General features: G+C 58.1%; 5 protein-coding genes and 1 pseudogene. 4 read left to right on the top strand and 2 right to left on the bottom strand.

Annotation, left to right across the window (positions count from 1 at the left end):
• Positions 1-72 precede the first annotated feature (72 nt).
• Positions 73-846 (top strand): Crp/Fnr family transcriptional regulator, encoded by a 774-nt coding sequence (locus tag QZ522_RS05105; RefSeq protein ID WP_294608330.1) that lies wholly within the window; start codon positions 73-75, stop codon positions 844-846.
• Between the two features lie 80 nt (positions 847-926).
• Here the strand turns inward: QZ522_RS05105 and QZ522_RS05100 are convergent, their stop codons facing one another.
• On the bottom strand, positions 927-3,245 hold the full coding sequence (locus QZ522_RS05100) for an Ig-like domain-containing protein (protein ID WP_294608328.1): 2,319 nt from the start codon (positions 3,243-3,245) through the stop codon (positions 927-929).
• A 599-nt stretch (positions 3,246-3,844) separates the two neighbouring features.
• Here QZ522_RS05100 and QZ522_RS05095 point away from each other — a divergent pair.
• The 3 genes from QZ522_RS05095 (at position 3,845) to QZ522_RS05085 (ending at position 12,904) form a co-directional block, all read left to right on the top strand.
• Positions 3,845-9,508 (top strand): hypothetical protein, encoded by a 5,664-nt coding sequence (locus QZ522_RS05095; protein WP_294608326.1) that lies wholly within the window; start codon positions 3,845-3,847, stop codon positions 9,506-9,508.
• An 80-nt stretch (positions 9,509-9,588) separates the two neighbouring features.
• Positions 9,589-11,328 carry a type I secretion system permease/ATPase gene (locus tag QZ522_RS05090; RefSeq protein ID WP_294608324.1) on the top strand — a complete coding sequence of 580 codons (1,740 nt, stop codon included), beginning with the start codon at positions 9,589-9,591 and terminating at the stop codon, positions 11,326-11,328.
• Positions 11,329-11,443: 115 nt separating this feature from the next.
• A complete protein-coding gene (locus QZ522_RS05085; protein ID WP_294608322.1) occupies positions 11,444-12,904 on the top strand; it encodes an HlyD family type I secretion periplasmic adaptor subunit in 1,461 nt (486 codons plus the stop codon).
• 132 nt (positions 12,905-13,036) lie between these two features.
• Here the strand turns inward: QZ522_RS05085 and QZ522_RS05080 are convergent.
• A pseudogene (locus tag QZ522_RS05080) lies at positions 13,037-13,105 on the bottom strand (integrase core domain-containing protein); the annotation flags it as partial.
• Positions 13,106-13,512 lie beyond the last annotated feature (407 nt).

The raw sequence follows: 13,512 nt of genomic DNA, 5'->3' as shown, positions 1-13,512 counted from the left end.
AGACTATTACTGTCCGCGTTTTCTTGAAGTTTATAATCGAAACAGATGTTAACTTGATTGGCAAAAAGAGATATGCCTGACAAGCCTGACAAGCGATCCAGAAACGATCACAACGCCTTAAGTGTGTTCACGGATCTGTGTCATGAGACGCGCGAGGCCTTGGGTGCCATGCAGCAATTGGTGCGTTTCCCCGCCGGACAGGCCATTACCCGTGAGGGTGAGGAAATTAACTTCGTCGGGATCGTCGCTTCGGGCATTCTGCGGATGCAGAAAACCCTGACAGATGGGCGGCATCCGATCGTAGGCCTTCTGGTGGAAGGCGACATTTTTGGCCAAGTGTTCGATGGCGCAACAGAAGTTGCGATCGAGGCCGCGACCGATACAGAGGTCTACGCCTTCCCACGCGGGCGCTTCGAAACGCTTATGAGACGGTCTCCCGAACTGGACCGCGCCGTGCTTCTGAATATTCTCAACGAGTTGGACCGTACACGCGACTGGATGGTGATTCTGTCGAATGCAAAGATTGTTAACCGCGTCGCAGGGTTTCTGCTGATCATGTGTACACGGTTTGTGGGCGTAGAGCACTTGGTGCAGGCCAGGCGAGACGGAATCGAAGTCAACATTCCGATGAGCCGTCTGGATCAGGCGCATCTTCTCGGGACGCGACCAGAATCGATCTCTCGCGCCTTGCACGCACTGGCCGAAGCGGGCGACATCATCATCAACACACCTAACCGTATCTTGATTCTGGATACTGGTGCGCTGGCCGAAAGGGTGGGTGAAGAAGATCTTTGTTCGATCACGAACCTGAAGAATCTTTTAGCCAACAAGGAACTCCTCTCGTAGCGCCACTTACGGATGACCCGTCATGAATCCTGAAGATACCGGAAGGAGATACACGGCGAGCGTTACCGAAGTCGCGCAGCCTAGCCGAAAAGAAAATCCCCTTCGCTCAGCGTTTGAGTGATACCGTCAAGGAAAACCGAGTCGTCATTGTTTTCGATCACGACACCCCCATCCACCATCGTAATATTGAGAGCCTCGAACACGAGCCCGGTTTGTGAAAAGTCCAGAAAATCTTCGCCCTCCACGAAGTCGGTGACCGTGTCCTGTCCCCAGTCCATGTCGAAGGCAAAGATGTCGCTGCCACTGCCGCCGGTAAATGTGTTGTCTAGCGCGTTGCCTGCCAAACGGTCGTCATAGGCGCTGCCTACCGCGGCCTCGATGGATGTTCCGATGGCGATTGTCAGATTCCCGGTTCCGGTCGCGCTGATGGTACTTTGCGCCCCGTCGCTCAGGTTCAGCGCGACGCCCTGCGTTGCACCGGAGAGATCTATCGTATCGTACCCGCCCCCGTCCCATAGAGTCATCACATTGCCGTCAAACTCGGCAAAGGTATAGGTATCGTCGCCGGCGGCATGGTTGTCGTTAGCCCCGTAGAGGTACTGTAGCGTCGCGATGTCGTATTGCATGAAGGTCTCGGCTTCGACACCTCCCATGGTCGGATGCAGCGGATCGGCCATGATCGTGAAAGCCTGATTTTCCTCTTCCGCTGTCAGGATTGGGTGGGTCAGACCGATCGCATGGCCAATCTCGTGGATCAGGGTGCCATATTGTTCCGATCCCTGATCGAGCGAGGAAATCGCGAGCCCGTCATCAAGCCACACGTCGCTCGCCATTTTGCCCGTCCCGTCATAGGTCGGCCAGTAGGCAAGGCCGCTGGAACCGATATCGGCGAAGCCGAACACCATCTCCGCATCCGCGACGGTGGACTCGATGAAAGTGAGTCCGCTGAAGGCCTCGATACTGTCGAGCGCCTCTCGCGTATTGGCTTGCTGACTTTCATCGAACGCGAGGAACCCATCCCTGTGAATGCTGTCCGCATCATAATAATCCGGCGTCTCGGTTGCGAAGGCATAGGTGACCACGGCACCTGTTCCGTAGGCTTCGTTCGCGTTGAGGCGGTACCAGTCACCTGCCATCAGTGCAGCGATGAAGTAGTCGGAGTCCTGGGTTTCTTCGGGAGGTGGTGGAAGCGGTGTCGGATCCAGTGTCGGATCCGGTGGCGGCAGAACCGCGATCTCGACCATTGCCGTGGTTTTGCCTCCCCGGCCGTCGCTGGCCGTGTAGGAAAAGCGGTCGGTGCCCGAGAATCCGTCTGCTGCAAGGTAGGTGAAAGACCCGTCTTCCGCAAACTGCACTGTTCCGCCCTGTTCGCTCAAGGTATCGAAAGCCGCGATGTGCAGAATGTCGCCGTCGACGTCGAAATCATTGGACAGAACGCTGACGCCGCTGACAAAGGTCTCCCCCGATTGTGCCTCGAAGGCGTCATCCACAACCCCTGGGGCGTCATTCACCTCCGCAATGGTTACCGAGACTGTGGCACTGGCAAGCGCGCCTGTACTGTCGATGACGGTATAGGAAAAGGTATCGCTCCCCCAGCTATCGGGATCGGGCGTGTAGATCAGAGTTTGTTCGCTACTAATTGAAACGGTGCCGGCGGCGCCGTTGGTAAAGTTTGTGACAGTCAACCCGACGCCGGAATCGTTATCGAGTATCGAAATGGTGACTGGCTGATCCTCGTTCGTGACTGCAATGTCATCCGAAGCCACGGCAGGTGGCGGCGGTGGAGGATCCTCAGCGACAGGCTCTTCAGGGGCCGGTTGCTCTGGGAGGGGCTCTTCGGCGGGCGGCGCTTCGGGCTCCGGGACCAGCGACATGGTCTGGTCCGCAAAAAAAAGTAGTTCCACATTTCGAAGTATGTCCGTGTCGCCAAAGCCGTCGGTGATCCAAAGATCCTTGTTTGCCCATTCGAGAGAATATGTGGACAGGTTGTCCGAGTAGTACACGGTATCAAAACCGTCGCCACCGTCGATGAAGTCCGCCCCTGATCCACCGATAAGGCTGTCATCACCGATCCCGCCCGAGAGTTGGTCATCGCCTGCACGGCCGTCAAGAAAGTTCGCCCCGGAATTGCCTGCGATGACGTTGTCGAGATCGTTGCCGGTGCCCGACAGGTCGCCGTCTCCCTCAAGGGTGAGGAACTCGACATTATCGTCCAGGGAGTAGTCCACTGAGGCAAACACCTGATCGATGCCGCCGTTCTTCTTTTCGTCAATGCGGACTGAAAGCGAAGAGACCACGTAAATGTCATCTCCGCGCCCGCCCTTCAGGACCACCTCGCCGCTGTCGTTGGTCGGGTCGCCGTTATTGAATACCTTGCCGTTGCCCTTGCCTGTTGCCATGTTCCGCTCCGTAACGCCTGCTCTTGTTTTTTTGTCGAAGTTGACGCCGTGGCTCCCGGTGCGGAGGCGGCACGACGTGCTCCGATGTGGGTCGTCAATGAATGCGACCGCTGCACTATCTTATAATCGGATTTTTTTCCGCCGACATCTTCAGGGCCCGAAGCGGATCAGATTCGGCTGTATTTCGCCTAGGATGTCGGAGTCTCAATTCGCCATGGCCAGATCGCGCGGCCGCCCTGCGGGCATCACCACCGATATCCTGTTTTAGACGCTTGTGGCATGTTCCTGCTAGGAAGGCCGGTTGCCGTCAGCATGGCTTTCTGTGGGTTCGTTTTCCCCGCCCTTGGACGTCAGCCCGACATAAATGGCCTCTTTTTGGCAAAAAAAGTGATGTAACGGAATGTCTTGGCCGATTGCGCCGGCAGTGTTGACAGTTATCAATGCTACGAATCTGAGGCGTGATATCATCGCGTTTTGATCAGGGGTTGTCGGCAAGCGACCCCGGCGTAGCTCAACCTTTTGAACCGAACTTCTTTGTAATGTGCGACGTCGGTTTGTCGGTGCCGAATCTTCCCCTCAGGCGACAGGAGGATTCAGATATGCCTATTGACCCGATTACCACCGACCTGATTCATGATCAATCGGAGGGCACGACAGATAGTGACATCAATTACAATGACGGAACCACCACCGACCTTGAATCGATCTCGAATGACTTCTACACGCTGTTGGTCAATGCCGGGCTGATCACCGATGCGGTGAACGCGACGACGACCTATGGCGACCGCGTCGCCGTAGGTGCCAGCGCGGACGACTGGATTACCGTGAACGAAACCGGGACGGTGGCAGAGTTGCGCTTTGCGGCCGATGGCTCGGGGACGGCACTCGACGGTGATGTCTGGACTGATGGCGGGTCGAACGTTCTGACCGCGGATACGAACGAAATCATCTACCTTTATGCGGTGGGAGATGGACAGGTGCTCGTCGGCTCGACGACCGCGCCCACCGATCCCTCTTGGGGCGGCACGCTGCCCGATGAATTGAACGATTTCTCCTCCGAGTCCATCGTAATCGTCGGCTATCTCGACGCGGCGGCGGACCTAAAGACGGCGGAGGTCTATTATGGCTCCTTCCGGGCCGTCACAAACCCCGACCCGACGCTTCATGATGCCGATTATGTCGATCTTGCCGACAATGTATGGGTCTACGGCGACACCCGGCAGGTCCTGACTTTCTCGGGCCTTGATCCGAAGAAATTCCTGTTCGGGCTGGCTGGCGAAGACGCGCCGGACAGCTCGCCCACCGTCAAGATTTTCGTGCTCGGTGAAAATTACAACGTTCAGTCCAACGCTGATGAGGACTTTGAAAAGGGCAATACAAGCGGCGCCCTTCTGAACACCAGCAGCGCGGGTGTGTTCAATCTCACCCCGAGTCTCGATATCGCCACTGTGGGCGTCAACAACCAGAGTACCGGCCCGGGCGACGGCATTTTCGTGGCCTTCACACTGACCGATCAGCCGGTCGGGAACTACTACAAGGGCACCGATGCCGACAACCTTGACGCCATCCAGTCCCAGACCGAAATGGGCTTTGGCATCGTGCAGGCCGTTGGTGACACTTCGGGCATCGAGGTCGAGCTGAGCGGCTATTTCGGAAATTACACTGATGGTGCCGATCTGATCGAAGATAATGGCGCCGCTCAGGGCGACCCGGATCAGACCCTCGGCGACCCCGCGGATGTCGTCCCGATCTCCTCGGTCAAGATCACCTGGCCGGTGGGCGCTGAGTTGCCCGACGGAACCTACGCCTCGCTCGAAGCGACTTTTGATGCGACGACGGCGCATCAGACATACAACCTGAACGGACGTATGATCGTGGTCGATTTTGTCGATGATTTTGGCAGCGGACCGACCAAGGTCATTCTGAACGGGGTCGACTCTCAGGATCTGATCACGCTGGACTGGGCAGGCGACGTGGACCACGCGCTTCTGCACACCAATGACGGTGCCATAGACTGGGGCGTTGTGACGACCCAAGTCGGCGGCGAGGTCTCCGCGAACGTGGGCGCAGACATGCTGCATGACGACGATGGCCCCACTGCCTCTGTCAGTGCAGGTACAGAGCCGGGCACTGTTTATCTATTTGACGGCAATACCACGACGGACGGTAACTGGGAGGGCAACAACGGCACCGGTTATCCGACCGACGATGCAATTGCGAACCAGGATCCAACGACTGCGACGCTTGATTTCTCGGGCGCATTCACCACCAACCACCAATACGGCACCGATGGCGGCACTGGTCTTGCGACGACATACAGCCTTGTGCTGACGCCGGTGATCGGATCAGCCGTAATGATGGGCGGCAGCCAGGCCACGAGTGGCGGCACCAACCTTGTCTGGGCGGTCAGCGCTGGCGGTGGCTATGCCGCGGTTCTGGACGGCACCGCGACGGAAATCTTCGAGATCACTATTAGCGGTTCAGTGGTAACTTTCGAACAGAAGGGCGTCATTGACCAGCCTGTTGCCGACAACGATCCTGTCACGCAGGATATCCTGTTGCTCGACAATGGACAGCTTGCGGTTCAGAGGTCGGACACCATTACGGACAATGACAGCGACACCGATAGCGATGCCGCCTCCGTGGATTTGGGCGGCAATTTCGGTATCGGCGACGATGAACCGGTCGTGACGGTGTCGCAAGATGTCGGAGAGGGCGAGATCGCGGCGCTTGGCGTCAATCTCGATGAAACCATCGATCCCGACAACGACCAACTCGCGGATGGCGCGGACAACTTTGCTGCGGGTGAAGCCGAAAGCATCAGCGCCACGGATCCCGGACCTTATGGTCCAGGCACCGGCAACGGGGACCTTGACGACGTGATCGTGGACGGGACCGCCAATACTGCGGTCTGGAAGACCAACCCCGGTGGCTACAACAACGTCGGCGATGAGGGGATTGATCAGGCGATTGGGCGGCTCGAATCGACCGCCGGGCAGATCAGCGCTCTTTTCGGATCCGTGGGGTCCTCGATCCGGTACGGTGCGGACGGGCCCGATGGCGCCTATGAGAACGGCGGCTTCGATCATGCTCTCGCATTCGATCTGAGCGGTTCGGGTCCGATCGAGACCAGCCTTATAGCCACCGCCGTGGTCGACTCTCCACTTGACGGCGTCTCGGAGGCTAATCGGACCGTGCATCTCTTCGAGGTGGCCGACGGAGACGGCGACATCACCGTCATTGAGGGTCGCGTCAAGGGGGCGGATGGCGCCTGGGGCGGTGGTGACGATTTCGTCATTGTACGCATGAGCCTCACCAACAAGGATGATCCGGCGAACGCCACGATCGTCTACGAAAACTTCGCGCCGGTTCAGAACCCGAACACAAATCTGCAGGACGATACCGTCGGTGTCTACATCCCGGCGATCGTTGGCGAAAGTCTGTCGATCGTCTACAGCGTCGATGCGAGAGACAAGGATCTCGACACCGATGCGGGTTCCGCGTCGGTCGTCCTGATCGATGACGACACGACGATCCTTGAGATTGACGATGACGGACCGGGATCACTCGCCTCACCCGATACGGTCGATCTGTGGGAGGACGGCCTGCCGGACGGTCTGACCGATAACGACGGCGAGGCTGAGGTAACGACCGAATCCGGTGATCTTTCGACCCAAGTGATTGCCGGCACCGATGGCGTCAAGAACTTCGGCTGGACAACGGATGCGAGTTTCCTGACCGGTCTGAACGCGCTTGGGCATTCATCGGGTGGGGATCCTCTGGTCTGGACGATCGATCACGACGTGCCGGCGTTGATGGACGCGGATGTCCTTTACGGCAAGACCACAATTGGCGACGAGACCATTGTCGAGGTGATTGTCAGCGAGGATGGCACCTATGACATGACCGTCTATGGGCCGCTGGACAACCTCGTAATCGGGGAAGAGGCGACGATCATTATCGACTACACTGACGGGTTGGTCGCCTACGAGGGGGACAACGACCCGGTCGCCTTCCAGCCGAATGCACTGCGAATGCGGCTGGAGAACGATGCGCCCTATGCAGAGGTGAATGCCGATGGCACTGAACCGGATGTCCAGTACCTCTTCGACGGCAACGCGACAACGGTCGGCGGAAATGGTAACTTTGAGGGTGATAACGGCTTTGGTCTGCCCTTGGGTGATGCGCCTGCCGATGGCGTCACGGATTCTGTTACCGTTAATTTCTCGGGAGCGTTCAGCGACGCCAATCTCTACGGCGCTGATGGGCCGGGAAGTACGGTCACCGACTTTACGCTTGTTCCGGACACCGGGCTCGACGGCTCGGCGGTCATGATGAGCGGAGTTGCGGTCGCGAGCAACGGGACCGGCGTGGTTTGGGACGTCGTAGACGACTATACTATCAACGCCACGGCCGGTGTTGGAGGAACTGTCGTGTTCAGCCTGACTTCCGATGGATTGGGCGGCGTCACCTTCTCCCAGAACGCGGTCCTCGATCATCTCCGGGCCGATACCTCGGCACCCTACACGACCGATATCCTGACGCTCGATGACGGTCAGGTTGCGCTACGGCGCACCGATACGGTGACCGATTACGACACCGATCAGGACAGCGCCTACGACGACATTGATCTCGGCGGTAACTTTGGTATCGGAGACGACGCGGCGGTGGCCAATGTCAATGCGGGCGGGACAGAGCCGGACGCCGTTTACCTATTCGATGGTAACACATCGGGTTCGGGCAATTTCGAAGGCGATAACGGCTTCGGGCTGCCCACAGGGGATGCGACGGCGGACGGACCGAATACGGTTGTCGTCAATTTTGCGCCGGCCTTCGGTGACACGAACCGCTATGGCGGCGACGGTCCCGGATCAACTGTGTCGGTGCACTCGCTACAACTTCTGGTGACCGCGGGCTCAGCCGTGATGATGAGCGGCAGCCAGGCCGAAAGTGGCGGTGTCGGACTTGTCTGGGCGATTGACGGTGTGACAGGTGACTATCTGGCGGTGACGGACAACCTGGAGGAAGATGAAATCCTGCGGTTCTCGGTCAGTGCGGCGGGTCTTGTGACCTTCACCCAGTCCGGTGTTCTTGATCACCCGGTCATTGCGGCGGCTGCGCCCTACACGACCGATATCCTGACACTGGATGACAGCCAGCTTGCTATCCGGCGCACGGATACCGTCACCGATTACGACGGCGATCAGGACGTCGATTATGCTGAGGTCGATCTGGGCGGCAACTTCGGGGCTGGCGATGACGGGCCGGTGATCTCGCCGACGGATGGCGGCATCCTTTCGGATATCCCGACCATCGATTTCATCGCGGGAGAAACCGAAACGGTTGATGAGGAAATCGCATATGGCGCGGACGGGGCAGGGGATTTCATCATCACCTCGGTCGGTGCCGTATCGGTGCCCATGGGGTCTGTTCTCGGCACGATCACGTCAGAGATTTCGATCGACGGCCATAGCGTGACCTATTTCAGCTCGGGTATCGACGCCCAGACGCCGGAAATACCAGATGACGGCGCGTTCTTCGAGGTGCAACTGGATCCATCCAATGGCGACTACACGGGAACAATCCTTGCCAGTCCGCCGCTCATCAAGTTGCCGTTGTTCAGCGGGGGCACCCTGCCCGGCGGGCCAGTCGAGGAATACACGCCAGTCCCTCCGGGCGACATTGTGACCTTTGATGGCTTCATCAGTGCCGACTGGGACGGTGACGGCACCATGGGCACGTTGACCCTCAAGCAACAGTTCGACAGTGGCGGCGATAACAACGGGCCCGTCAACTCGGCAGAAAGCAACGAGGACATCAACATCGATACCAATGGTATCGGTCTCGAGAACGCCATCATGAACGAGAACGAGGCGCTCTCGATGTGGTTCAGCCAGGACGTCGCTGGGGTCGAGATCGTCTTCGAGGGCTCAACCGGTGGGCTGTCGACATTCTCAATACAAGTCGAGGCCTATGATGACGGAGTCTTCGTCGATTCTGATATCATTTCGGGGCTGACGGCGCCCAATGGACCCAACAGCCTGGCGGTTGAGTTCATCGCTGATGACGAGTTCGATGAGCTTTACCTGAGTCTCTCGCTGACCGGGAACGACGCCATCCGCATACCGGAGATATCGGCCTTCACTTTCGCCGAGATCGATGACCTTACCGGTACCGTGAATGTCGAACTGTCGGACTTCGAGGGCGACACCGATGCCGGGTCGTTCGATTGGTTCATCGAAGGAGACCCGATGGCCGCATGACACGTTGGCAAACGATCTGTCCGGCCGCGGCCTTGCCCGCGGCCGGACACTAAATAATTCGAGGACAGGAGAGACTGCCGATGTCCCGCCCCAAGACACCGTTTAGCGAAACGATGGCTGCAATTCGCCGCCATCTGATCCCTCTCGTGGCGATCAGCTGTTTCGTCAATCTTCTGCTGCTCGTTACATCTATTTATATGTTGCAGATCTATGACCGAGTGCTATCGAGCGGTTCGCTCGATACGCTGTTTTGGCTGACGGTTCTCGCTATCGTGGCCATCGCGATCTATGGTTTCCTCGAACAGTCACGGCGCCTGATCCTGTCTCGCGCCGCTGGGTTCATCGACAGTCAGTTAAGCGACGAGGTGCTACAAAACGCGATGGAACAGCGGCTGGCTGGCGGCAAGCCCACGGCCACGATTCGAGATGTCAGCGACCTGCGGACCTTCTTTCAGGCCGACGCGGCTCTTTCCTTTCTCGATGCGCCATGGAGTCTTGTCTTCATCGGCTTTGTCTGGCTGCTACATCCGGGTCTTGGGATAATCGTCCTTCTGGGCGCCATTGTCTTGTTTTTCGCTACGGTCGCGAACGACCTTCTTACCCGCAGGCGCCAGGAAGAGGCGACCCAGGCCGTAAGGCAGGCCAATGAGGCGGCTATCCGCTTTGTCGAAGGGGGCGAGACCATAGTCCCGATGGGCATGTCAAAGGCCATATTTGCGCGCTGGAAAGCCTGGCAGGAACGTGCGCGCGACGAGCAGTACGAACTTGGCGAGACCACCACTTCCATCCTGAACTTCACCCGGTCGCTGCGGATGGCGTTGCAGGTTGCGATCCTTGGGACAGGGGCGTTTCTGGTTCTCGAAGGCCAGATCACCGCCGGTGCGATGATCGCTGCCTCGATCATCGGGGCGCGCGCGCTGGCCCCGATAGAGCGGCTTACGGCGGCGTGGAAAAAGTTCGTTTCAGCACGCGCTGCCAAATCCGCTCTTCGGCAGTCATTCGAGGAGATGCGGCGACTATCAGATCCCGTCAGGTTACCGCGTCCGAAGGGCCTTCTGGCCGTCGAGGACCTGACTGTCCTGGCGGCCGGTTCGACCCAGCCGATCCTGCGCAAGGTCAGCTTTACTCTTGAACCCGGCGACATCTGCGCTGTCATAGGTCCGTCCGGTGCGGGTAAATCGAGCCTGTGCCGTGCGATCGTCGGGGCATGGCGCCCGGCCACGGGCTGCGTTCGCCTCGACGGCGCCGACACCCATCGCTGGCATCCGGAGTGTCTGGGCCCATTTCTTGGATACCTACCGCAAAAGGCAGAGCTTTTTCCGGGTACGGTGGCGGAGAACATCGCAAGGTTCGGAAGCCTTGACAGTGAGCAAATCCTCGCTGCGGCAAAGCTCGCCGGCGCCGATCAGTTGATACGGCATCTACCAGACGGTTACGAAACTGATGTTGGCGCCAATGCAGACCGGATTTCAATGGGGCAGCGTCAGCGGATCGGCCTTGCGCGAGCGTTGTTTGGCGATCCCGCGCTGGTGGTGCTGGACGAACCCAATTCGAACCTGGATGGTGCTGGCGACAAGGCACTGGCCGATGCGCTTCGGCAGATGAAGCAGCGCGGGAAGACGGTCGTGATCGTGTCCCACCGGGCGGACATCCTGAAAGACGTGGACAAGGTTCTCATGCTTTATGAAGGGGCGGTGGCGAAGTTTTGTGACCGCGACGAGATCCTCAGGCCGGTCTCTCAGCCCAGTGTCCCTGATCCTAAACAGTTGAACCGCGGCCTCAGGCTAAAGAACGCCGCGAATGTAACTCCGGCGGAGTAACGCAATGTTTGATGAAATAATCGAAATGCTTGAACCCTTTCTTGGCGCGGCGGGAGCGGTATGGCGTTCTCTGTCCACAGACATGGGGGAACGGCTCGTGCCGGGTCTTACGTGGATGATCGAGAACCTCTTGCCGGAAAGCCTGCCGCTACGTTCAGTACTGCTGGTCGGGCTTGACCGCGAAGGCGTTATGGCCGACATTGGTGCCTTTGCTCTGATATTCACACTGCTCTTGTTCCTTCTGTTATTGCGCCGCGTACTCTGGCGCCGTCGTCCCAATTCCTCCGCGAACCTATATGCGCTTACCCGTCGCCCTCGGTTTTTCGGTTTTGCCTGCATTTTTTTGCTGGTCGTCTTTGCGGGGGGCTGGTCCACGCTCGCGCCGCTGGCCAGCGCTTCGATCGCGGCGGGCGTTGTAAGCCCCGAAGGCAGCCGCAAGACGATTGAACATCTCGAGGGTGGAATTGTCCGGACGATCCACGTTCGGGAAGGGGATACCGTTGAAACCGGGGACATCCTGCTGACAATGGACGATGTTCAAGCGCTTGCCCAGTATGATCAACTCCGCAAGCGCTACTTGCATCTTCTGGCCACGGAGGCACGCCTGCTGGCCGAGAGGTCTGCCGCCGCGGCCATTGTATTCCCGGACGAACTGGCGAAGGCGCCGGACTCCGAAGTCGCGCAGGCAATCCGCGCGCAGGCACAGCTATTCGAAAGTCGCCGTGCTACAATGGCTGGGCGTGAGCGCGTTCTGGGACAGCGGGTCAGCCAGCTTGAAGAACAGAACGCGGGCCTTCGCGAGGTTTTGGCCGCGCAGGGCCGTCAGATTGATCTTTTGCAGGAAGAGATTTCGACCGTTGAGACCCTGCTTGCAAGCGGACTCGCTAAGATGCCGAGATTGCTTGCGCTGCGCCGCGCAAACGCGCAGCTTGAGGCGGAGCAAGCCGAAAACCGTGCGAAGATTGCCGAGAATGGCCAGAAAATCGGAGAAGCGGAACTGCAACTCCTGACCATGCGTGAAGAAGTTGTGCAGCAAGCCGACGATCAGCTTGCCGAGATCCAGAGGATTCTAGGCGAAATTCGCAGCCAGATCCCGTCACGCGAGGATATCCTGAAACGCACGGTGATCCGAGCACCGCTTTCCGGATCGGTGATGAACATTCGTGTAACCACCGAGACAGGCGTTTTGCCCCCCGGCAGTGCGGTACTCGATATCGTGCCGGTCGAGGAGGCATTGGTCATTAATGCCAAGGTGAAACCGGGCGATATTGATCGGGTTCATGCGGGCATGGAGGCGCGCGTTATCCTCACTGCCTACAAGCAGCGCAACCTGCCTCTGATCCACGGTACGCTGAGGACCATTTCGGCCGACCGTTTGGTTGAGGATCGAACGGGTGAGTCCTATTTCCTGGCAAAGGTCGATGTAAGGCGCGAAGATCTGAGGGAGCTAAATGCGGTACGCCTTCTGGCAGGCATGCCTGCTGAGATCATGCTGCTCGACGACAAGCAGACTTTCCTTGCCTATCTAATCAGCCCGTTCACCCAGTCACTGAACAGAAGTTTTCGGGAAAACTAGTGTCGCGCAGGAATTTTCAGAAGAACTTTGGTTGAGGAGGGCGGATCGGATTTGTAGCGTCTCAAGACGAGCAATCTTGATCTTTGCTATCTAGAAACGAGCGATGAGATTATCCGTCTGGCGGTGAGCTGTATGCTCATTCAGGCACTCATCTCGTAGACGGCCATTGAAGCTTTCCACAAACGCGTTTTGCATTGGCCGCTTCGCGCCTCCTTGTTGTCCTGGCGGAACCTAGGGGATTGTTCGCCGCACGGAAAATAATTGACGCTTCTGAGGTATTTGCAAAACTACCGCTATTAGGTGCGGAGGGCGTAACGACAAGTGAAGTCAGTGAAGGCTACCCTTATCCACCTCTAGGACCGCTTGTTGCAAACACTGGCCTCACATGGGCGTCTTTGCGCGTATCCTGGCTCCAAACGTATATTTCATCCAAGTGTCGCTTCGGCAATATCCGGCACCCTACACCGCGGCGGGGGGATAAAAAGGGGGATGCGTCGATATTCTATGAAAATATATCATTGTTTATCAATGATGAAGATAAACTATATGGCGGAGAGACAGGGATTCGAACCCTGGGATCCCTTGCAGGATCAACGGTTTTCGAGACC

The sequence above is a fragment of the uncultured Roseovarius sp. genome (assembly GCF_913054395.1).
Taxonomy (GTDB): domain Bacteria; phylum Pseudomonadota; class Alphaproteobacteria; order Rhodobacterales; family Rhodobacteraceae; genus Roseovarius.
Note: the sequence above shows the minus strand (reverse complement) of the source record. Positions and strands in the feature narration are given on the sequence as shown.